Consider the following 19,733-nt stretch of genomic DNA (forward strand, 5'->3'; position numbering starts at 1 on the left):
TCTGAGAAAAATTGAAAGACAGGTTTAAAAAAGAGTTTTATACTCAAAAGCTCGTCCGGTATAACGGGATCACGTTGATCACCGGCACCTCATACGGATGCACTCTTTTGATCGCGTCGACGGTAGGGTCGACGTTGTCGCGCAGGCAAGTAACCTCCACCTTCAGCTCAGGCTCTGAACTGACGGCCTTTTCTTTTCCAATGTAGGGGCTGCTTCCTTCCAGCGGACGCCAGCAGCCCGTCACCTCACTGTAAGAAAGGCAGCTGTCGTAATTGCCAATGTGGCCCGCGTCCACGCCTTGCAATGCTTTCTGCAGGGCGGTAAAATGAGTTTTCGGGATAAAGATTTCGATTTTGCAATATAGAAAATGCTTCACAGCCATCTCTCCGGTTTCTTTGACAGGATTGAGGATTTTTACCGGCTTCCGCCGCCACCGCCGCCGGAGAAGCCACCCCCGCCAACAGAGCCCGCGGCGCCGCCGATGCCGCTCACATTGGGTGCGGCAGTACTCGAAATATGATTCGTCATCGTCATAAAGTATACCATACGGTAAGAATTGTAGCCGTACAGCTCTGAAAAGGTATCAAAGTAAGCGGGATCAAGAGCTTCCATGCTTTTCAGCACCTGCTCGCCAATGTCGAACAGAGCGGCGAACACAAGATAATCTCCCCAAAGCTCCCGCGGGGCAGGCCCGTCTTTCTGCTGCACCTTCATTCCGATCAGGTATTTCTGGAAGCCTATCATTCGGACGGCCTGCTCAAAACCGGAGGCGGTGAAGCGGACAACATCGTTTTTATCTTTAGCCGCCACCCCCAGAAGAATCAATTCCTTTTCCCCTTCGCTTTTGGCCTCTACGGCCCACTCCGTAAGCCTTTCATACAGCTTTTCCGCCCGCTTTTCTATCACAGAGCTCCAAAGGATTCCATCCGGATCGGCGCGCGCGGCCAGAATGGCGTACAGCGATTGCTCCACTGCGGCAGAAGGCGTTTGCTCCGGACGGAAGACGATGACCTCTTCCGGTTCCTTTTTGCCCTGTGGATTTTTGCGCTCTTCAATGCTGATATACCCTGCCTTCTGCCAGCGGATGAGGTAAGCGCCCATCAGCTTATCGCAGGAAATTCCTTTGCGCAGCAATTCCATTGCGGCGTACACGGCAGGGATACTGCCGCCAAAGGGAACCGACCACGCAGGTTCGATTTGGTTTCTCGCAGCCAGCCTTACCGCTGTGCCGTCCGCAAGCTTGTATCTTGAGTGAAAAAAGGCAAACGACGCGCCGCCGCCGATGAGTAACACGGCGAAAACCGCGCCCAGAATATAGAGCGCGATCGGCGATTCCTCGTTTTCCGCGTTTTTCTGCAGGTCTTCAAAAGACATATCCGCCCTGGCGGCCTGCGGGAACAGCCCTCTCTCAAAGCGGCACAGCAGATTTACATAGTCTCCGCCGTCCAAAGATTCGGAGGAAGCGGCGGTCAGTATTCCGCTGCCGGCGATCTGCACATCACCGGGAAAGCCGTATCCCCAAATCCGGGCGTTATTCTCTGTTAGGGAGGTGTTTGCCATCCGGATTTTAACCGAGATCGCTTCCGGGGCGCTGGAAAGATCGGACACAAACTGATGATAGAATCCGGCGTAGTCGCCGTAATCCTTTACCAGCCCATCCAGAACATACTGGATGGTGTATTGATGATCTCCATACGTGCCGATTCCCCAGCAAAGCTCGTAGCCGTCGGTCGTTTTCAGAATGCCGCAGGTGCCGGCCTTTTCTTCTCTGGAACGGTCCGCGTCCCAGGTGCTCAGGGTTTGATACTGCGTGCCGGATTCGTCCTTTACCGTAAAAGAATGAACGCTCATGTTGTCCATGTGGTTCAGAACCTTGTAGTATTCCGTGCCGCTGTACACGCCGCGAACGCTCCAGACCTCCGTTATCACGGCGGAGCCGTCGCTTTGCAGAGCGGCTTCCACACGAATCGACGGAATCGCATCCTCTGCTGCAAAAACCGGAACCGCGCCGAAAAGAAAGAGTATCGTAAAAATCGCGGATAGCAGAAGTGTTTTCTTACGGTTTACTTTCATAAGCTTCTCCTGTGTTGTATTATATTTTTTATTTTTATAGAGAAACTGCCCAAGGCGCCGGCCTGCCGTGAAAATGACTACTGGAAAACAGGTATTCCATAACCTTGTACTTTTCTTATGTTTATCGGCGCAAGTCAATCAAAATCAAAATGTTCTGCAATCGTATCATAATCCCATTGCCACTGATCCGCCGCAAATGGCTTGAGCAATGTAAACGTTTCGGAATCCAATAATTTGTTCATGCCGGGATTGGCAATCAGAATAGAAATATTGCTCAGCCAGGTTTCATCCTTTGATTCAGCAGCCAATTTTGCGGCAAGCTCCAACGGCTTTACAAGCAATTCGGTGGAAATGCGCTGAAGACGATCCAGAATTCGTTCGGCCCCAGGCCAGTTTAAATCCTGCAGCCAGTTGAGCAAATCCGCCAGATACGGTTTGATTTCTTCATCACTCAGTATTAAAAAGGAATCGAGGCGTTTTCCCAGCTGTCAAAATGATCGGTTGGCTGCAGTAGGTACTTATGATCCGTTTCTTGCAATGCCGCGATAAATCCGGATTTTGTTTGATCCGCTGTGCTGTTCCAGGATAAATCTTTTAATATGTCCTCTTGTTTTTGATTCATGTATCGATCTCCTGTTCGTTGCACCTATCTGAAACTGGTAAGTCTGATTTTAGAATACCATGAAGTTTGTATGTCTGTAAGCCAAAAAGCGTTACCGCTCCGTTCTTCAGCCGCGCTTCATCCGTTTTTGCTGGCGCACGTCCTTGCCCAGAAACGTCAGGCGCACGTAGCTCCCGATGATCCGGGAAACAAAACGCTCGGAATAGCGCTTTTGCAGCTCGTACAAAGAAAGATTGGTGCTGATGATCGTGGGCCGCCCGGCCATCAGGCGCGTATTGACAATATTGTATATGGCGGCGTCGATGAACGAGGTGGAAAACTCGGTTCCAAGGTCGTCAAGAAGCAAAAGATCGCAGCCAAGCAGCAGCGCGTTGGTATCCTCATCCTCTTCCGCGCGGCCAAAGCGTTCCCGCTCCAGGCTGGTAGCCATATTCTGTGCGGAGAGATAAATCACTCCAAAGCCTTTTCCCACGGCTTCGCGCGCGATGGCCAGGGACAAATGGGTTTTGCCCAGCCCGGTTCCGCCCTGCAGAATCAAGCTGGGGGATTTCAGAGAAAAGTCGCGCGCGTAGGTGCGGCAGAAATGAAAGATATTCTCCATCTGCTTTTTCGGCGCGAGTTCCCCTTCGTTCAGCGGCGTTTCGGGGTAGTGCTCCAAAGAGAAATCCTCAAAAGAGCAAAGGGAAAGCGGCGTCATTTCGTTCAGGCGCTGGTAAGCGGTCTTGCGCAGAAGATCGCGCAGGCAGCTGCACATTCTGCCGTCTACATACCCGGTGTCTCCGCATTTTTTGCACTGATAATGGGGGCTCAGGTAGTCCCGCTCCAAACCTGCCTGGCGCAGCATCTGATGAAGCTCCTGCTGTAACGAAAGATTTTTCTCCTTCAGGCGAGTCAGCTCCGTTACGGTGTCGCTGCCGGTCAGCACGGCCTTGGCCGCGCCGATGGCCGTTGCGGCCAGCTGCCGCTCAATCTCCTGCGCACGGGGATACATGGCGTAAAAGGCTCTGCGGCGCTCGTCCGCGGCCTCGGTTTCGCGCATACGACGGTCATTCAGAATACCAAGGGCGATTTGGTAAATATCCTTTCCATAGGCCATCGACGCATCATTCCTTTCCCAATAGATCGGGAACCTGAGCGCTCATGCGCTCATATTCCTCAATGTCATAAGTGGTTTGCTGCGGCTTGGACTGTTTCTGTACCGCGGCTTTTTCTTTTTGCTCCATCGCGGCCTGCTGGGGCGTTGTGATGCCCTCCCGCTGCCAGCGCTCCAGAATCTTGTTCATGTAGCTCAGGCTCAGCTTGCCGATGGCGTCCACGCTGCGGTCATAGGCCTCGCGCACCATTTGGGGAGAAAATTTCCACTCCAGCAGCCAGCGGTTGGAATACCGCTCCTCCCGCGCGCTCGGGGCGCGGGGAGAGAGGCGCAGGGCCTGTTCGATTTTTCTCCATGCCTTATTGATTTCATCCAGCCGGCGCAGCTTTTCTTCTGCCTGCCCGTGGGTGGAGATGCCCTCTTCCGCCCAGTCGCGGGCCACCGCCTCTATGTAGCTGGTGTTGTCCTTGCCCTTGCTCTTGACGAACTGCAGGAGCATCAGGGTAACGTCTACGGGCAGGCCGTAATCGTCGTGAATTGCCAGCAGAGTAGAAGAAAGCCCTGGGGATAGAGGGCGCCCCAAAAGCTGCTGGGCCTCCTGCATCAAAAAGCGGATTTCCGCCGACTGATTGATTCGTTCCGCAATAAACAGGCCGTCCGGCTTGGGGATGCGGCGCGGCGGGGCAGGGGGGAGGCTTTCGGCAATGGGAGCGGCGGCCAGCGGAAGCTCCGGCTGTAAGGGGGGCTCCGCGGCAGAGGGCTGTGCCGCCTGCTCCGGAACCTCCTGTGCTACAAGACCGGCCTGCACCCAGTACTGCATCGCGTCCTGCACGTCGGCGGCTGTGATGCCCAGTGCGGCGGCGATCGTTTCATGCGTAAAGGATTCTTCCGCGTGGCGGAGCGCCCACAAAAGAACCTTCAGCTGATTTGGGCTGGCCATTTTAATATGGGAATCGACCAGTGCGCTGGGAACAGCAAAAACCGATTTCCATGCACCGGGATGAATAGAAAATACCATGGTGTACTCCTTTGTACGATGGAACCCGCACGGGATGAGCTGGCAGATCAGCAGGCAACTGCGCCGCCCCGCCGGCAGGATCCATAAAAAGACATGACATACTTTTCCTCTGTTTCAGAAAGAAATCATGCCGCAGAGGGCTTTTATAGGATACCACAAAAATGCGATATAAATGATTATAACATAAATCGGCAAGAGAAGGAATAGAACGGCAAAATGGAAGAACTGAAATAAAAAGAAAAAATTTGAAAAAAGGGGTTGACTTCAGGCGAATTCTGTCATATAATAACTCTCGCAGTTTGTTTGCGGATGTAGCTCATCTGGTAGAGCGCCACCTTGCCAAGGTGGAGGTAGCGAGTTCGAGCCTCGTCATCCGCTCCAAGGAGAAGGATCGGTTCTGTTGTTGCAGAATCGGTCTTTTTTATTGTTTTTTTTCTTTTTTGGCGCCCGGTTTCCAACGGAAAGGCAGATGATTTTCTCTTTGCCGGAAAAGAGAAATGCGTGGTCGCGGAAGAATTTCCGCAAAAGCGCTTACCCGAATTCAATCATATGGAGGAAAAAGATGGAGAAAAGAGCGAATTCTTTTGTGGAAAAATGGCATTCGGTTTATTTTTTTATGCCTGTGTTTGAGCAGCCGGTGAAAATGCCTTCTCTCAAAGAATTTGAACAGGCGATGACCGGAGCATTCGGGAGAATAGATTTTTTGGCAGATTCCCCTCAAATGCCACGAAAGGCTTCTGATTTACTTGGCGCCGCTTTATGGGAGCATCCCGCTTATTACCAAAAGGAAGATCGTTCTGTTCCAAGTCAGCTGGTGCTTTATGGGCCGGATCTGTTTGATCGGAGCCTGTGGGACGATCAGATCATCGCGCAATTTTGGGACTGCCAGCCGGATCGGCAGGCATTTGCTGCGCGATGCCGGTATTCTTTGATGGCCAGCAACATGATGGCGGCGAACCTGCCGCCGATGGCACAATACCGGATTATGGCTGATTATGCCGATTTGATTTTGGAGCTGTTTCCGGAATGCATTGGCATCTACTGGCCGCACAGCCAGCGGCTGGTACCGCGCGAATCCTTTGCCCGCTCCGAGTGGAACTCGCCTGAGCTGCATTTTTTGGACGGCGGTCTGAATATTCGCTTTTTCAATATAACAGATTCCGACGAAATGCTGTTCGATACCCTCGGATTGACTGCGATCGGCTTGCCTGATCTTCAGCTTCACTGCAAAGAGCTGGAGCCGAACGACGCGGTTCTGTTTCTGAAAAATCTGGCCGCATACCTGTACCGTCAGGGCGACGTGATTCAGGACGGCAATACGGTGGAGGGAATCGGCGGCGGCAAATGGCCCTGCCGGCATGAGGATGCTTTGGCCGGGCCGCAGCGTGTGGTGCTGGATATTCTTCCGGGAAAATACGCGGGCGGCGGCCGCGCGTAAACAGAGTTTATGGATAGAGAAATCCCTCAAAGCCGCTGCGGCTCTGAGGGATTTCTCTACCCATATTGTTTCATGTCTTAAAGGATGGGGTTTCATATTGCTTTCCGGTTTTCACTTTGTTTTTTTCGGGCTGAGAGGCTTTCGCTTTTTCTTCCTCGCTTTTCCGGATGGAGGGCAGCTTGATCTGGGAGAGCACCAGCGCGCTGAACATCAGAACGCAGCCGAAAATCTCCCGCGGGCTCATGGCCTCCTGAAACAGCAAGGCCCCGGAAATGACGCCGAAAAGAGATTCCGTGCTGAAAATCAGCCCGGCAATCGCCGGCGAAACGGTTTTTTGGCCAAGGGCCTGAAGTGTGTATGCAACGCCGACAACCATGATCCCCGTGTACAAAATCGGGCCGATGCTTTTTGTTACCGCCGAAAGATTCGGCGATTCCATCTGGAAGGCGCAGAAAAGGGACAAAACGCCCGCAACCAAAAACTCCACCGGAACCAGCTCCAGACTGTTTGTTTTCTTGGAGTAGGTATCCACCAGGGTGATTTGTATGGCCCAGAACAGAGAGCCGATGAAAACATAAAAATCGCCCTTGGATACGCTGAAATGTTCAGACATACACAAAAAGTATAATCCCACCGCGGCCAGCGCGATGCTCACCCAGGTCATCAGTTCTGTTTTGCGGTGGAAGAACAGGCCGATCAGAGGAATGATAACAATGTACATCGCGGTGATAAACCCGGTTTTCCCCACAGTGGTATCGGCAAGCCCCAACTGCTGAAAATAAGCGCCCAAAAACATGGCGATTCCGCAAAGTCCTCCGCCGATCACGAGATCCTTTCGCAGAAACGGGTTTCGACCCTCGTGGCCGACGCGCTTCAGAATCAGGCTCAGCGGGAAAAAGATGACGGCTCCCGTCAAAAACCGGGCGGCGCCAAAGGAAAAGGGCCCAAGGTACAGCGTGCCCAGCTTTTGTGGCACAAGGGCGGTTCCCCAGATTACGGCACAAAGGGAGAGCATCAGCTCCCCCCGGTATTGCTTCAGTCGATGCATTGGGATTCAGTCCTTTATCATGAAACTTCCAACTCATTGTATCATTATTCATTATGTAAAACAAGCGAATTTCTCGCGTCCCGTCGAAAAAACGTTGGAACCGCCGGGCTTTTTCCGGGGGAAAAGAGACTGTAAAAAGCAATAATGGTACGGCATTCCCAGTTTTGATTCCCTCGCCGCCCAAAAGGCGACACAATGCTTCCGTTTATATTTTAAATTTATTTTCAAAGAGAAAACCGTGAATTCAGTAAATATTCCGATATTTTATACAGGGTGGGAATGTTTGGGTCGGTTCGCGGAAGAAAAGGGATTCTTGCCGAAGAAAGCCCTTCGTTTTTTGAGATTTTGAGCACGATTTTTCTCTTTGGCTACCATTGGGCCGGTTTTGGAAATACACTATACAAAGCGTCGGGTTTCAAGGGGGATTTTTTACTCAAATTTTGTAGGATTTACATGCGGCAGTTTCTATGAAAAAGCAGGAAAGTATGTTATACTATGAAATGTTTGTGAATTTTTCAAAAGAGGTAATTGGATGGACATTAGAAACGATTTAAGAAACATCGCGATCATCGCGCACGTCGACCACGGCAAGACCACTCTGGTCGACCAGCTTCTGCGTCAGAGCGGCATTTTCCGCGTCAATGAGGCCGTCGCCGAGCGAGTGATGGACTCGAACGACCTGGAGCGTGAGCGCGGCATTACGATTCTTTCTAAGAATACTGCGGTCATGTATGACGGAACAAAGATCAATATTGTAGACACCCCCGGCCATGCCGATTTCGGCGGCGAGGTGGAGCGCATTCTGATGATGGTGGACGGCGTTCTGCTTTTGGTGGATGCCTTTGAGGGCTGTATGCCCCAAACCCGTTTTGTTCTGAAAAAGGCGCTCGGCCTTGGCAAAAAGCCGGTGGTCGTCGTCAACAAAATTGACCGCCCTGGCGCGCGCCCGCTGGAGGTTGTGGACGAGGTGCTCGACCTGTTCATTGAGCTCGGCGCAGACGAAAGCCAGCTGGAATTCCCGGTGGTATACGCCTCCGGCCGCGACGGCTACGCCACTCTGGACCCGGACAAGCCGGGGGAGAACATGATACCCCTGTTTGAATCCATTTTAAAGTTTGTACCGGCCCCGCAGGGCGATCTGGAAGGACCGGCGCAGGTGCTGTTCTCGAACATCGACTACGATGATTACGTCGGGCGCATCGGCATCGGCCGCGTGGAGCGCGGCAGAATCCGCGACGGCCAGAGCGTGGTGCTGTGCGGCCATGAGGACGGCAACCGCAACGCCCGCATCGTCAAGCTCTACCAGTTCGAGGGCCTCAGGAGAGTGGAGGTAACCGAAGCGGCGCTGGGCGATATTGTGGCCGTTTCCGGCATTACCGACCTGAATATCGGCGAAACGGCCTGTGCGCCGGATTGCGTGGAGCCGCTGCCGTTCGTCAAGATCGACGAGCCGACGGTTTCGATGATGTTCATGGTCAACAACAGCCCCTTTGCGGGCAAGGAGGGCAAATTTGTCACCTCCCGCAACCTGCGCGACCGCCTTTTTAAAGAGGTGGAAACGAATGTGGCGCTGCGCGTGGAGGAAACCGATTCCGCGGATACGTTCAAGGTGTCCGGGCGCGGCGAGCTGCATTTGTCCATTCTGATCGAAACCATGCGCCGCCAGAACTACGAGTTTCAGGTTTCTCGCCCGAGCGTGATCTACAAGACGATCGGCGGCAAGCGCTGTGAGCCCATCGAGCTTTTGATGATCGAGGTGCCGGATCAGTACGTGGGCGCCGTCATGGAAAAGCTCGGCTCCCGCAAGGCGGAGATCGTCAACATGGGCACCCGTGAGAGCGGCGTGACCCACATGGAATTTAAAATTCCCGCCCGCGGCCTGATGGGCTATCGTTCGGAATTTTTAACGGATACAAACGGCAACGGCATCATGAACCATGTGTTTGATTCCTACGAGCCGTACCGCGGCGATATTGTACAGCGCGCCCAGGGCTCGCTGGTTGCGCACGAAACCGGCCCCTCCACCGCTTACGGACTGTTTTACGCGCAGGACCGCGGCAAGCTGTTCATCGGCCCCGGCGTGGAGGTTTATGAGGGCATGATCATCGGCGCCAGCCCCAAGCAGGAGGATATCACGGTCAACGTCTGCAAGAAAAAGCACGCGACCAACACCCGTGCCTCCGGTTCGGATGATTCGCTCAAGCTGACGCCCCACACGGTGCTCAGTTTGGAGCAGTCTTTGGAATTTATTGCGGAGGACGAGCTGGTGGAGGTTACGCCGAAATCGATCCGTATGCGCAAGATGATTCTGAACAAAGAGCAGCGCATGAAACAGTCCAACAGAAAAAAATAAAGAAAGCGCCAGGGAACTGATGGATACATCCGCCCGCAGAGAAGCAATGAAGCTGATTATACTGGATTTGGAATGGAACGGTACCTATAGCCGCCGGCTGAAGGGCTATATCAATGAAATCATCGAATTCGGAGCCGTCAAGGTAGATGAAACCCTGGCGGTTGTGGATACCTTTCAAGCATTCGTCCGCCCTCAGGTGGGCAAGAAGATCAGCGGAAAAATCCGCACCCTCACCCGCCTGAGCAACAAAGACCTGGAGGACGGCGTGCTGTTTATGCAGGCGGTCAGCCGGTTTAAAAAATGGGCGGGCGACGCGCTGCTGATGACATGGGGAACCTCCGATCTGTTGGCTTTGATTGAGAACTGCCGTTATTTCTGCGGTGACGGTCACATTCCTTTTTTAAAAAAATATGTAGATTTGCAGCGCTACTGCGAATCCCGGCTGCCGGGCATCGGCACAATGCAGATGGGCCTTTCCACCTGCGCGCAGCTGCTGGGGATTCATGAGGAGGAGTCGGAGCACCACCGCGCCTTGAACGACAGCATCCTTTCGCTCGAGTGCTTTCGGGTGCTGTACCGCAAGGACGCGTTCGAGTCGATGATTCAGGATGCGGACGACCCGGATTTTTACCCCCGGCTCACCTTTAAGACCGTCATTCTGTCCGACTGGGAGCACCCCATGGTGCGAAAGGCGGATATGACCATCCTCTGCGACCGCTGCGGCCTGGAGGCGGAGCGGCTTGGCGATTGGGCTGTGCGCAACAAGAGCTTTCGCGCAGATTTCTACTGCCCGCGCTGTGATTACCGCTTTACCGGCCGCATACAGTTTAAGCTGAAGTACGACGGCCTGATCGTCCGGAAAAAGAATCTTCCCTTTCAGGAGGAGCCGCAGGAGGAAACTGCGGAAGGCGGCGCGGCGGATTCGGAGCCGGAGATGCAGGACATACAGGAGGAATCCTGAACGATACGGCCAGTTTGGGAAACGCCTTTCCCCCGCCCGCGGCGGGGGAAATCAGCCGTTTTACGGCGGAGTTATAACAGGAGGAGCACGGCATGCTGAATCAAATGGAACTGCACGAAACAGACGGGGTAAAATACCTGACCTTCCCGGCGCTGGAGCAATACCCGCAGCTGCTGCATTCCTTTTCTACCCGGGTCGGCGGGGTCAGCGGGGGAGAGTTTGAGAGCCTGAATTTCCGCAGAGGGGATTCGCGGGAAAATATCCTTGAGAACTACCGGCGCATCTGCCACGCGGTGGGGTATGACTTTGACGGTCTGGTTGCTTCCGCGCAGGATCACCACACAACTCTGCGCTATGTAACGGAGCAGGAGAAGGGCGTCGGCGTCACAAGGCCGCGCGACATGGAAAGCGTGGACGGCCTGTACACCGATGTTCCCGGCGTCACGCTTGTCACCAGCTATGCCGACTGCGTGCCGCTGTATTTTTTCGATCCCACGAAGGATGTGATCGCTCTGGCACATGCCGGCTGGCGCGGCACCGTACAGCGGATCGGTGAAAAGATGACCGAAGCTTTGTGCAGGCAGTTCGGCTGCTGCACGCAGGACATCATAGCGGCGGTAGGGCCGTCCATCGGCCCTTGCTGCTACGAGGTGGACGAAACGGTGCGGGAGCAGGTGATGCGGCACACGGATTTGCTGCCGGAGGAACTGTTGGCCGAGCAGGCAAACGGAAAATATCTGCTGGATTTGTGGGAGTGCAACCGGAGGATTCTGGTGCTGGCCGGCATCCCGGACGAAAATATTTCGGTGGGCGAGGTCTGCACGAAGTGCCACCCGGAGCTGTTTTTCTCCCATCGCCTGATGGGAGACAGGCGCGGCGGTATGGTGGCCATGATGTGTCTGAAGGAGGCGCAGGCCCTTGATTCTTGAGAATTGCATGCTGTGCCCCCGCGGCTGCGGGGTGCGCAGGGAGCCGTCAAAGGGTAACGGCTTTTGTCATATGGGCAGCCATCCCGTAGTGGCGCGCGCGGCGCTTCACTTTTGGGAGGAGCCCTGCATCAGCGGAATGCGCGGCTCAGGTACGGTGTTTTTTACCGGCTGTACCCTGGGCTGTGTTTTTTGCCAGAACTACGACATCAGCACCCGGCGGCAGGTGGGAAAAGAACTGACCGTCGCCCAGCTTGCCGAGGTGTTTCAAAGCCTGATCGAGCAGGGTGCGCACAACATCAATCTGGTCAGCCCCACGCAATTTGCCCTGCCGATTGCCGAGGCGTTAAGGCTGAAAAAGCTTCCGGTGCCGGTGGTATACAACAGCAGCGGCTATGAAACCATTGAAACGCTCCGGCTGCTCGAGGGCTTGGTAGATGTGTACCTGCCGGATTTGAAATATGTGAGCTCCGAACCGGCCGCGCGGTATTCCGGCGCGGCCAATTACCCCGAATACGCCAGGCGGGCGATTCTGGAAATGGCGCGTCAGACCGGCGAGGCCCGGTTCGACGAACAGGGAATGCTTGTCCGCGGTACGGTGGTGCGCCATTTGATTCTGCCGGGCCATACGCGCGAATCCATCGCCGTGCTCGATTGGCTGAGGGCGCATTTGCCCGAGGGGGTGCCGGTGAGCCTGATGGCGCAGTACATCCCCTGCGGAAGGGCGGAGCAGTACCCCGAGATCAACCGTCCCATCACCGCCCGGGAATTCCATAAGGTAGAGGAATATCTGATGAAATCCGGGCTGGACGGTTTTGTGCAGGAGCGCTCCTCCGCAAAAAAAACGTATATCCCGCCCTTTGATCTGGAAGGGCTGGAGTTCCTTTCCAATGCAAAGCAATAAAAAACCTGTGCCCAACTGATCGGGCACAGGTTTTTTGGAGTTTTATGAATGAGGTATCAAATGCTCTGAAATATGGTTGATCTTCTTCTGCACCGAAAGTGAAGAAAAAAACTGGAATGAAATTCACAGACGCAATCGTACCTTATCGGTATCGTGCTTGAACATATACACGCTCTGCACCAGACCGAAGCCAAGGTAAAAACACGCCGTGGAGGAACCACCCGCGCTGAAGAACGGGAGCGTAACACCCATAACGGGCAGCAGGCTCAAGCACATGCCTATATTGAAAATCGCCTGTGACGCAATCATGCCGAAGAAGCCGAAGCACATATAGGTTCCCATCGGGTCGCTGGCCTTTCTGGCACAGTACAGCACGGTAATCAGCAGCGCAAGAATCAGAATCAGGATAAGCGAGGTACCGATGAACCCGAGCTCTTCGCCCGCAACGGAGAAAATGAAGTCACTCTGCTGAATCGGCACGCTGTTGCGCGCCACGCGCGGGCCCTCAAACAGCCCGCGCCCGAACAGCTGACCCGAGCCGATGGAGATTCTGCCCTGAATCTGCTGCAGCCCCGCGCCCAGCGGGTCGGCCTCGGGGTTCATCATGTTGATCAGGCGGGTTTTCTGGTAATCCGCCAGAACGTATTTCCACGCGAGGGGAGCGCCGATCAGCATGGCGCCGAATACCAGCGCAAAGTAGCGCAGCTGCACCCCTGCCGCAAAAGACATGGCAAGGAACATGCAGAAGAAGATCACCGCCGCTCCGTCGTCGCCCTGCATATGGGTCAGCAGCATGGGGATCAGGGCATGTACACCTAAAGAGATCACATACAAGGGATTCCGCAGCAATCCACGTTCCTCCAAAACGGAGAGGTGCTTCGGGAAGGTGATCATAAAGCCGATTTTCGCCAGCTCTGACGGCTGAAAGGTCGTGCCGCCCGGCAGCTTGATCCACGCCTTGGCGTCAACACCGGAGGAGCCGGAAGCAGATTGCCCGAACAGCAGCGTGTAGACGATCAGAAAAATACAAAAGCCCGCCACAAGGTACCAGTAATTCGCAATTTCCCGGTAGTTCAGACGGGTCAGGATAATGGCGGCAATATACCCCAGTATCACGGCGATCAGCTGCGTTTTAAAGTAGTTGACGCTGAACGCGCGGGTTACGCTGGCCACCAGAAGAAGTCCGTAAACGGAAATCGCTATCATAAACAGCCACAGGGGCTTGTTTGTTCGTCGAAAATACAGTTGGAACGAGTCAAGAGCTCTGGACATAATTTCACCTCGAGTCTTATTATAGGCGGAAGCGGGCGAAAGTTCAAGCAAATACTTTTATCCTGCCCACGAATGTGGTATAATTCTTTCGATTGTTTTTTGCAAAGGGCGCCGGAACCGAATCAGCGCGTGGTTGTTCCTTCGCTTGCCCAAAGGCAGAAGGGAAAAGCTGCCTTTTGCCAACGCAGGCGGGAAAGCGAAGAACGCTTGTTTTAAATCGTAAGGATTGCCTTCGGAGCACGCCGTTTGAAACCGGCCCTTTGGGATCGTTAAGGAGGATTCTATTTTGCAGATTGTCACAGACTCGCCCGCACAGACGGAAGATCTGGGCCGCCGCGTTGCCCGGCAATTGAGGGGTGGGGAGGTTCTGGCGCTGTTTGGCGGTATGGGAATGGGAAAAACGGCGTTTACGCGGGGTCTTGCGGCGGGCCTGGGAATTTCTTCCGGAATCAGCAGTCCCACCTTCTCTATTGTAAACGAATACCATGGCCGTCTCACGGTCTATCACTTCGATATGTTCCGGGTAGAAAGCTGGGAGGATCTGGAATCCACGGGCTTTTTCGATTATCTGGATACCGACGCGGTACTGGTCATTGAGTGGAGTGAAAATATCAGCGGCGCTCTCCCGCCCGACGCAATTACCATTGAGCTCTCCGCCGGGAAAACGGAGCAGGAGCGCATTTTCCGAATCGAGGGATTAGAGCTATGAAAATACTTGCTATAGATTCCACCGCCGTTGCGGCTTCCGCCGCGGTGCTGGAGGACGACCGCCTGCTGGGGGAATTTTTCGTTCACACCGGCCTTACCCACAGCCAGACACTGATGCCGATGGTGCAGCAGGTGCTGGCGTGCGCGGGCGTTTCCGTCGGGGACATTGACTTATTTGCGGCGGCCGCCGGGCCCGGTTCGTTTACCGGCGTGCGCATCGGCGTGGCCAGCATCAAGGGAATGGCGATGGCGCAGGACAAGCCGTGCGTCGGTGTTTCCACTCTCGAGGCGATGGCCTATAATCTTGCCCTGCCCGGCGCCACGGTGTGCGCGGTGATGGATGCGCGGCGCGGGCAGGTGTACAATGCCGTGTTCCGTTTGGAGCAGGATGGTTTCGAGCGCCTGACGCCGGATCGCGCGATTTCGGTGGAGGCGCTCAGCGAAGAATGCAAAAATTATAGCCGGCCTTTATTTCTTGTTGGAGATGGGGCAAAACTGTGCTATAATACGAACGGGTTTCAAGAGCTTTCCGCTGTTCTGCCGCCGGAGCCGTCGCTGTATCAGCGCGCGTTCGGAGTGGGCAAAGCGGCCTTTGGCGCCTGGCAGCGAGGGGAAGCGGTACCTGCTTCCGAGCTGCTGCCCGTATACCTGCGCCTGTCTCAGGCAGAGCGGGAACTCAAAAAACGGCAGGAAAATCAAAAGGAGGGCTGAGCATGGTAGTACTGGGAGCGGATCACGGCGGATTTTGCCTGAAAGAAGCGGTAAAAGCCTATTTGGAGAAGAACTCCATTGCGTATCACGATTACGGCTGCTACAGCGAGGAATCGGTGGATTATGCGCTGTTTGCTTCTAAGGTGGCTTACGATGTGGCCGAAGGAAGAGCGGAAAAGGGAATTCTGTGCTGCGGCACCGGAATCGGAATTTCGATTGCCGCCAATAAGGTAAAGGGAATCCGCGCGGCGGTATGCACAAACGAATTCTGCGCAGATGCCACCCGCCGGCATAACGACGCCAACATTCTGTGCATGGGCGGCCGTGTGATCGACGAGGAAACGGCGGTTAAGCTGACCAAAATTTTTCTCGAAACCCCGTTTGAAGGCGGGCGGCATGCGAGAAGAATCGCGCAGATCAAAGAAATTGAAGACGGAGAAAAGCTGTAAAGGAGTAAACGGATGGAACATCAGGTTTTTGAAATGACACACCCCCTCATTCAGCACAAGCTGACTTTTTTAAGGGATAAGAACACAGGCTCCAAGGAGTTCCGCAGCTTGGTGGGCGAAATCGCCATGCTGATGTGCTATGAGGCCACACGAGATCTTCCCTTGGAAGAAACACGGGTCGAGACGCCGGTCGCAATGGCCACCACAAAGGTGCTGTCGGGCCGCAAGCTGGCATTTGTGCCGATTCTGCGCGCGGGCCTCGGCATGGTAGACGCCGTGCTCGAGCTGGTTCCCGCCGCGAAGGTGGGCCATATCGGCCTGTACCGCGACCACGAGACCTTGCAGCCGGTAGAGTATTACAGCAAGCTGCCGCAGGATACCAACGAGCGCGACGTGATTGTGCTCGACCCTATGCTGGCTACCGGCGGTTCCGCTGTGGATGCGATCAACATTATCAAGCGCAGCCATCCCAAGAGCATTAAATTTATGTGCGTTATCGCGGCGCCCGAGGGCGTTGAGGCGCTCTCCAAGGCCCACCCTGATGTGCCGATTTACTGTGCTCATATTGACGACCATCTCAATGAATCCGGATATATCGTTCCCGGCCTGGGCGACGCGGGCGACCGGATTTTCGGCACCCTGTAACACAAAGCGCCGGGCTGCCGTGCCCGGCCCATTTCGGGCCGGCGCTGGCGGATTCTCGCAAAAGACAAAAAGAGATTCTTCCTAAGTAGCGGTGTTTTTCACCGAGTTTAGGAAGAATCTCTTTTGATATGGCCGGTTATTTTCCGTTGCGGCTTTTGTATTCCTGGTACAGAAGATCCTTCAGAATCAGGAATGTGTCCGCTTCGCTCAGGCCGAGCTGCTCTTGGCAGCGGCCGCACAGAGCCGCAATCTGTTCCTGGTAAGCCCTGATCCCATGAAGTCCCTGATAGGTGGCCAAAATGGGGTATTTCCGGCTCCAGGCCGCGGTTCAGTCGATTTCGTCCGCCGCGCTGTCCATGCTGGTCCAATCCCCGCCCACTGTGTTTCCGCTGATCAGCTGATCATAGCTGACACGGTACAGCTCACAGAGGAGCTTTGTCTTGGTCAGATCGGGAACTGTCTGGTCGGTTTCCCATTTGCTTACGGTTTGTCTGGAAACAACCAAACGTAACATTTTCGGCTTTTTACAACCGCTTGACAAAATTGCCGCTGATGTCCAGCCGGTCGTTGATGATGATAAACGCCTGGGGGTCGATATCCCGAACGATCCGCTTCATGCGGCTGATTTCAAATTTGGAAACCACCGTCATAAAGATGTACGACTGTTCGTGTGTATAAGCGCCGTAGCCCTGCCAGCAGGTAACGCCACGGTGCAAAAGCTGAACGATGGTATCGGCTACCTCGGGGTGCCTTGTAAAGATCATAGCGCTCGATTTTATGTTCTGATAATGGGTTCTGTCCACTACCAGAGAGGTTGCGGCAGAGAAAATAACGGAGTACACCACCACTTCCACCTCAAAACGGAAGAGGCAGTACAAAAATACGATACTGCTGACAGAAATGCCGAGCTTGCCGACGCTCATGTCAGGGAATTTTTTGGTGCAGTACACGCCGATGATGTCGGTTCCGCCGCCGGAGCCGCCGGAGCGCAGGGTCAGGCCGATCCCGGAGCCCGCGATCAGTCCGCCGATGACGCAGGCCGTGAGGTAATCGTTAATTAGCGGTGTGCTCGGAATCGGAATGATCGTCATCGCCATCGACTGGCTTGCGACGGTCAGCACGGTTTTCAGGAAAAACGTACGGCTGATTTCCCGGTAGGCGAGCAGCAGAAGGGGAATGTTCAGAACCATCATCATCACGCCGGCCAGATTGAAGGTTTGCGGAATATTCAGGTGCAGAACATTGACGGCAAGATCGGAGAGAACCTGCGCAATGCCGATGAATCCGCCGTTATACAGCTTGAGCGGAACAATAACGGTATTCAGGTTCGCGGCGCAGATGATTCCCCCTAAAACAGAGAAAAGGTAGCCTGGCAGCATTTGCAGGTGTTCTTTATGCAGCATATGCGATTTTTGCATGGACGATCCCCCTGATTCTATATCTGTTTCCATTATATCGGGCGGGAAAAAGAAGTCAAGCGGTGAACTGCGTAACTGAAAAATATCTTTTTATTCAAATTTTAATCAAGTAAGTTCTGGAATACGGAAAAAAATATTTTATTTTTAAAAAAAGTGTGGTATAGTGAATGACAGTGTTCCAGATATAATGAAAAAGGAGTGGAAGTCCCGGGATGAATAGTCCGAATCATGTGCTCATCGGACTGATTGTATACGAGTATGTAGCTGAAAAATATGGTGTTCGGCTGGACAGAGCCAGCTTCCTGAAGGGAAATACCAGCCCGGATCATTCTCTTTCTTTCCTCAGGCCGCATCGCATGCGCTATTGCAAGGATATGGTAAGGAGAAAGATCGGCCGCACCTGCCGCCTGGAATGGCAGGATAAGAATCGGCAGCTGTCCAAAAAACTGGGAGTTTTGTGCCACTACTATTCCGATTTCCTCTGCCTGGCGCACAGCTCTGAATTTGACGGCACTCTTTCAGAGCATATTCAGTACGAGCAGGACCTGTTGTTTTACATGGGCAATCATATGGAATATTTCAAAGGCCTGGATTACGTGCCTGAAATAGAGGTTCCTTTGACGGTGCAGGAAATTTATGAACATATGCACGATCGTGTTCACCAAAAATATGAGCTCGGGCAGGACTTTGAGACCGAACTGTTCTTTGCGATTCGATCCTGCATTGAGCTGGTGCTGTATGTGTTTTATCACGGCCGCTGTGTGGCCGAGCCGGCTGTACAGCGGTAATGCTTTTCTCATTTATCCTATAGCATAAGCGTAATTTTTGGGTATGCGGCGTTGCCGTGTACCCTTTTTCTTTTTTCTGTGCTTTTATCATTTAAAAATGGGGAATTTATTTGTTCCGGATTCTGTGATAGTTTCATAGTAATAAATGGATATGGGCATCTTATGGAAAACAGGAAAAGGGTGAAGAAAATGGATGCTTGGAAAAATTCAAACGACAAAAAGGGCACTGCGGCACAGGCTTTTTACCGCCCTGCGCAGCAGAAGACGCTGGAACGGCTGTGGGACAGCGGGACGCAGCTGTTTTACCGCAGAGACCGAAAGCGCATCGCAACGGCCGGTGCATATCCGCAGGGCTTTTACCGCACGGGCTCGGTCAAAGAGTTGCACTGATTTGGTTTGTTTTTTGCTGGACAGATGTCTTTGAATCCGCTATGATTATGCCAGAAGAAAGTGTGAAAGGGAGGGAGAACATGCTGCACGAAGAAGTAAAGGAAGAAATCCTGCGCCAGCTGGCGGAGTACGGTGAGCGCGGAATCAGTCTCGATCTGGCGGAGCGGATGACAAAGGCGGCGCGTGAAAAGGCAAAAGAGGTGGGGGTACCGATTTCCGCCGCCGTGGTGGATGCAGGGGGAAACCGGATTCTGCACCTGCGGATGGACGGCGCGCTGTTGATCAGCGTGGACGCCGCGTTCAGCAAGGCGTACACCTCGGCCTCTTTAGAGACTCCTACCGGGAGCCTGCACGAACGAACCGTTCCCGATGGGGCTCTGTACGGGCTCCACACGATGTTTGGCGGCAGATACTGCGTGTTCGGCGGCGGGCTGCCGCTGTTCCGGGCCGGCAGACTGGCCGGCGCAGTCGGAATCAGCGGCGGAACCGTGGAGGAAGACACCCTGATTGCCGAAGCGGCGGTGAGCGCCTGCCCGGAGTTCAGCTGGACTAAAAAGTAGCGATTGGCCGGATTTAAAAAGACTCTCTTTGGGAATGTTCCCGCAAAATAAAATGAGCACGCGCACAGCCAGAGTTTAAAAAGCAAGGTGTTGTTCCGGTGGAACAGCACCTTGCTTTTTTGCGGGATAGGGCAGAGATTTTTTCCCATTTCCCGTCATATTCTTTTAAGGGCCGCACATCGGCGGCAGCAGCCCAAATTTTCCAGTAAAAGGTAAATTTCAAATCGATCCGGCGATCGATAATGACAAAATCCGACAATCGTGATATACTGAAAAAAATCATGATTGCTTGAACGTGTGCAGAAATTCATCAACAGTTTTTCATAAAAGCCACAGAATGGTTCAAGAGCAAGGCA

The 19,733-nt window shown here is 53.8% G+C and carries 24 protein-coding genes and 1 tRNA gene; 13 read left to right on the plus strand and 12 right to left on the minus strand.

Annotated elements, in window-relative coordinates; all coding sequences use genetic code 11:
* Positions 1–43: 43 nt before the first annotated feature.
* The 6 genes from G340_RS0108900 to G340_RS0108925 form a co-directional block, all read right to left on the minus strand.
* Complete coding sequence (locus G340_RS0108900; RefSeq protein ID WP_020073304.1) at positions 44–382, minus strand: hypothetical protein; 339 nt, start codon at positions 380–382, stop codon at positions 44–46.
* A 32-nt stretch (positions 383–414) separates the two neighbouring features.
* Complete coding sequence (locus G340_RS0108905; RefSeq protein ID WP_020073305.1) at positions 415–2,073, minus strand: DUF2207 domain-containing protein; 1,659 nt, start codon at positions 2,071–2,073, stop codon at positions 415–417.
* A 134-nt stretch (positions 2,074–2,207) separates the two neighbouring features.
* On the minus strand, positions 2,208–2,558 hold the full coding sequence (locus tag G340_RS0108910; protein ID WP_081626943.1) for a DUF5071 domain-containing protein: 351 nt from the start codon (positions 2,556–2,558) through the stop codon (positions 2,208–2,210).
* On the minus strand, positions 2,531–2,695 hold the full coding sequence (locus G340_RS17895; protein WP_020073307.1) for a hypothetical protein: 165 nt from the start codon (positions 2,693–2,695) through the stop codon (positions 2,531–2,533). The genes G340_RS0108910 and G340_RS17895 overlap by 28 nt, the downstream gene beginning before the upstream one ends.
* Positions 2,696–2,801: 106 nt before the next feature.
* On the minus strand, positions 2,802–3,791 hold the full coding sequence (locus tag G340_RS0108920) for an ATP-binding protein (RefSeq protein ID WP_020073308.1): 990 nt from the start codon (positions 3,789–3,791) through the stop codon (positions 2,802–2,804).
* Between the two features lie 7 nt (positions 3,792–3,798).
* Entirely contained in the window at positions 3,799–4,806 is a 1,008-nt protein-coding gene (locus G340_RS0108925) for a DnaD domain protein (RefSeq protein WP_020073309.1), read from the minus strand.
* A 305-nt stretch (positions 4,807–5,111) separates the two neighbouring features.
* Here G340_RS0108925 and G340_RS0108930 point away from each other — a divergent pair.
* Positions 5,112–5,187: transfer RNA gene (locus tag G340_RS0108930), tRNA-Gly, on the plus strand.
* A gap of 340 nt (positions 5,188–5,527) precedes the next feature.
* Positions 5,528–6,244, plus strand: coding sequence for a DUF4261 domain-containing protein (locus G340_RS0108935; RefSeq protein ID WP_177309661.1), 717 nt, complete (start codon positions 5,528–5,530; stop codon positions 6,242–6,244).
* A 70-nt stretch (positions 6,245–6,314) separates the two neighbouring features.
* Here the strand turns inward: G340_RS0108935 and G340_RS0108940 are convergent, their stop codons facing one another.
* Positions 6,315–7,292 (minus strand): DMT family transporter, encoded by a 978-nt coding sequence (locus tag G340_RS0108940; protein WP_027103938.1) that lies wholly within the window; start codon positions 7,290–7,292, stop codon positions 6,315–6,317.
* Between the two features lie 532 nt (positions 7,293–7,824).
* On the opposite strand from G340_RS0108940, the gene typA reads away from it, so the two are divergent.
* The 4 genes from typA to G340_RS0108960 all read left to right on the plus strand — a co-directional run bounded on the left by typA (position 7,825) and on the right by G340_RS0108960 (position 12,436).
* Positions 7,825–9,645 (plus strand): translational GTPase TypA, encoded by a 1,821-nt coding sequence (gene typA, locus G340_RS0108945; protein ID WP_020073312.1) that lies wholly within the window; start codon positions 7,825–7,827, stop codon positions 9,643–9,645.
* Between the two features lie 19 nt (positions 9,646–9,664).
* Entirely contained in the window at positions 9,665–10,606 is a 942-nt protein-coding gene (locus tag G340_RS0108950) for a 3'-5' exonuclease (protein WP_020073313.1), read from the plus strand.
* 92 nt (positions 10,607–10,698) lie between these two features.
* Positions 10,699–11,535 carry a peptidoglycan editing factor PgeF gene (gene pgeF, locus G340_RS0108955; protein ID WP_020073314.1) on the plus strand — a complete coding sequence of 279 codons (837 nt, stop codon included), beginning with the start codon at positions 10,699–10,701 and terminating at the stop codon, positions 11,533–11,535.
* A complete protein-coding gene (locus G340_RS0108960) occupies positions 11,525–12,436 on the plus strand; it encodes a radical SAM protein (RefSeq protein ID WP_020073315.1) in 912 nt (303 codons plus the stop codon). The genes pgeF and G340_RS0108960 overlap by 11 nt, the downstream gene beginning before the upstream one ends.
* Before the next feature lie 123 nt (positions 12,437–12,559).
* On the opposite strand, the gene G340_RS0108965 is transcribed toward G340_RS0108960, so the two are convergent.
* Positions 12,560–13,642 carry an FtsW/RodA/SpoVE family cell cycle protein gene (locus tag G340_RS0108965; RefSeq protein ID WP_326522363.1) on the minus strand — a complete coding sequence of 361 codons (1,083 nt, stop codon included), beginning with the start codon at positions 13,640–13,642 and terminating at the stop codon, positions 12,560–12,562.
* 352 nt (positions 13,643–13,994) lie between these two features.
* On the opposite strand from G340_RS0108965, the gene tsaE reads away from it, so the two are divergent.
* The 4 genes from tsaE to upp are packed head-to-tail and all read left to right on the plus strand — an operon-like array spanning position 13,995 to position 16,221.
* Positions 13,995–14,417: a tRNA (adenosine(37)-N6)-threonylcarbamoyltransferase complex ATPase subunit type 1 TsaE gene (tsaE, locus tag G340_RS0108970; protein WP_020073317.1), complete on the plus strand. Its 423-nt coding sequence runs from the start codon at positions 13,995–13,997 to the stop codon at positions 14,415–14,417.
* A complete protein-coding gene (gene tsaB, locus G340_RS0108975; protein WP_020073318.1) occupies positions 14,414–15,127 on the plus strand; it encodes a tRNA (adenosine(37)-N6)-threonylcarbamoyltransferase complex dimerization subunit type 1 TsaB in 714 nt (237 codons plus the stop codon). Before tsaE ends, tsaB begins: the two co-directional genes overlap by 4 nt.
* Positions 15,128–15,129: 2 nt before the next feature.
* Positions 15,130–15,576, plus strand: coding sequence for a ribose 5-phosphate isomerase B (rpiB, locus tag G340_RS0108980; protein ID WP_020073319.1), 447 nt, complete (start codon positions 15,130–15,132; stop codon positions 15,574–15,576).
* A 12-nt stretch (positions 15,577–15,588) separates the two neighbouring features.
* Entirely contained in the window at positions 15,589–16,221 is a 633-nt protein-coding gene (gene upp / locus G340_RS0108985; RefSeq protein ID WP_020073320.1) for a uracil phosphoribosyltransferase, read from the plus strand.
* A 136-nt stretch (positions 16,222–16,357) separates the two neighbouring features.
* Here upp and G340_RS17900 read toward each other — a convergent pair whose 3' ends face one another.
* Genes G340_RS17900 through G340_RS0108995 form a run of 3 tightly spaced genes read right to left on the minus strand, consistent with a single transcriptional unit; the run spans position 16,358 to position 17,639 of the window.
* The gene (locus G340_RS17900) at positions 16,358–16,519 is read right to left on the minus strand and encodes a hypothetical protein (RefSeq protein ID WP_020073321.1); all 162 of its coding nucleotides are present in this window, start codon (positions 16,517–16,519) and stop codon (positions 16,358–16,360) included.
* A gap of 30 nt (positions 16,520–16,549) precedes the next feature.
* Positions 16,550–16,735: a helix-turn-helix domain-containing protein gene (locus tag G340_RS17515; RefSeq protein WP_154653153.1), complete on the minus strand. Its 186-nt coding sequence runs from the start codon at positions 16,733–16,735 to the stop codon at positions 16,550–16,552.
* A 10-nt stretch (positions 16,736–16,745) separates the two neighbouring features.
* Positions 16,746–17,639, minus strand: a complete 894-nt coding sequence (locus tag G340_RS0108995; RefSeq protein WP_020073323.1) for a YitT family protein — start codon at positions 17,637–17,639, stop codon at positions 16,746–16,748.
* Positions 17,640–17,851: 212 nt separating this feature from the next.
* Here G340_RS0108995 and G340_RS0109000 point away from each other — a divergent pair, with 212 nt between their 5' ends.
* The 3 genes from G340_RS0109000 (at position 17,852) to G340_RS0109010 (ending at position 19,377) form a co-directional block, all read left to right on the plus strand.
* Complete coding sequence (locus G340_RS0109000) at positions 17,852–18,427, plus strand: zinc dependent phospholipase C family protein (protein WP_020073324.1); 576 nt, start codon at positions 17,852–17,854, stop codon at positions 18,425–18,427.
* Positions 18,428–18,616: 189 nt separating this feature from the next.
* On the plus strand, positions 18,617–18,817 hold the full coding sequence (locus G340_RS0109005) for a hypothetical protein (RefSeq protein ID WP_326522364.1): 201 nt from the start codon (positions 18,617–18,619) through the stop codon (positions 18,815–18,817).
* Positions 18,818–18,897: 80 nt separating this feature from the next.
* A complete protein-coding gene (locus G340_RS0109010) occupies positions 18,898–19,377 on the plus strand; it encodes a GlcG/HbpS family heme-binding protein (protein WP_020073326.1) in 480 nt (159 codons plus the stop codon).
* Positions 19,378–19,390: 13 nt separating this feature from the next.
* Here G340_RS0109010 and G340_RS18230 read toward each other — a convergent pair whose 3' ends face one another.
* Positions 19,391–19,660, minus strand: a complete 270-nt coding sequence (locus G340_RS18230; protein ID WP_177309662.1) for a hypothetical protein — start codon at positions 19,658–19,660, stop codon at positions 19,391–19,393.
* Positions 19,661–19,733 lie beyond the last annotated feature (73 nt).

Source organism: Faecalispora sporosphaeroides DSM 1294, from assembly GCA_000383295.1.
In the GTDB taxonomy this organism is placed as follows: Bacteria; Bacillota; Clostridia; order Oscillospirales; family Acutalibacteraceae; genus Faecalispora; species Faecalispora sporosphaeroides.

What these genes read in the sequence shown, in the direction of transcription:
- G340_RS0109010 (WP_020073326.1), top strand. Translation starts at nt 18,898, where the DNA reads ATGCTGCACGAAGAAGTAAAGGAAGAAATCCTGCGCCAGCTGGCGGAG.
- pgeF (WP_020073314.1), top strand. Translation starts at nt 10,699, where the DNA reads ATGCTGAATCAAATGGAACTGCACGAAACAGACGGGGTAAAATACCTG.
- G340_RS17895 (WP_020073307.1), bottom strand. Translation starts at nt 2,695, where the DNA reads ATGAATCAAAAACAAGAGGACATATTAAAAGATTTATCCTGGAACAGC.
- G340_RS0108925 (WP_020073309.1), bottom strand. Translation starts at nt 4,806, where the DNA reads ATGGTATTTTCTATTCATCCCGGTGCATGGAAATCGGTTTTTGCTGTT.
- G340_RS0108950 (WP_020073313.1), top strand. Translation starts at nt 9,665, where the DNA reads ATGGATACATCCGCCCGCAGAGAAGCAATGAAGCTGATTATACTGGAT.
- rpiB (WP_020073319.1), top strand. Translation starts at nt 15,130, where the DNA reads ATGGTAGTACTGGGAGCGGATCACGGCGGATTTTGCCTGAAAGAAGCG.
- G340_RS17515 (WP_154653153.1), bottom strand. Translation starts at nt 16,735, where the DNA reads ATGTTACGTTTGGTTGTTTCCAGACAAACCGTAAGCAAATGGGAAACC.
- typA (WP_020073312.1), top strand. Translation starts at nt 7,825, where the DNA reads ATGGACATTAGAAACGATTTAAGAAACATCGCGATCATCGCGCACGTC.
- G340_RS0108900 (WP_020073304.1), bottom strand. Translation starts at nt 382, where the DNA reads ATGGCTGTGAAGCATTTTCTATATTGCAAAATCGAAATCTTTATCCCG.
- G340_RS0109005 (WP_326522364.1), top strand. Translation starts at nt 18,617, where the DNA reads ATGGATGCTTGGAAAAATTCAAACGACAAAAAGGGCACTGCGGCACAG.
- G340_RS0108940 (WP_027103938.1), bottom strand. Translation starts at nt 7,292, where the DNA reads ATGCATCGACTGAAGCAATACCGGGGGGAGCTGATGCTCTCCCTTTGT.
- upp (WP_020073320.1), top strand. Translation starts at nt 15,589, where the DNA reads ATGGAACATCAGGTTTTTGAAATGACACACCCCCTCATTCAGCACAAG.
- G340_RS0108905 (WP_020073305.1), bottom strand. Translation starts at nt 2,073, where the DNA reads ATGAAAGTAAACCGTAAGAAAACACTTCTGCTATCCGCGATTTTTACG.
- G340_RS18230 (WP_177309662.1), bottom strand. Translation starts at nt 19,660, where the DNA reads ATGATTTTTTTCAGTATATCACGATTGTCGGATTTTGTCATTATCGAT.
- G340_RS0108920 (WP_020073308.1), bottom strand. Translation starts at nt 3,791, where the DNA reads ATGGCCTATGGAAAGGATATTTACCAAATCGCCCTTGGTATTCTGAAT.
- G340_RS0108935 (WP_177309661.1), top strand. Translation starts at nt 5,528, where the DNA reads ATGCCACGAAAGGCTTCTGATTTACTTGGCGCCGCTTTATGGGAGCAT.
- tsaB (WP_020073318.1), top strand. Translation starts at nt 14,414, where the DNA reads ATGAAAATACTTGCTATAGATTCCACCGCCGTTGCGGCTTCCGCCGCG.
- G340_RS0108995 (WP_020073323.1), bottom strand. Translation starts at nt 17,639, where the DNA reads ATGCAAAAATCGCATATGCTGCATAAAGAACACCTGCAAATGCTGCCA.
- G340_RS0108965 (WP_326522363.1), bottom strand. Translation starts at nt 13,642, where the DNA reads ATGATAGCGATTTCCGTTTACGGACTTCTTCTGGTGGCCAGCGTAACC.
- G340_RS0109000 (WP_020073324.1), top strand. Translation starts at nt 17,852, where the DNA reads ATGAATAGTCCGAATCATGTGCTCATCGGACTGATTGTATACGAGTAT.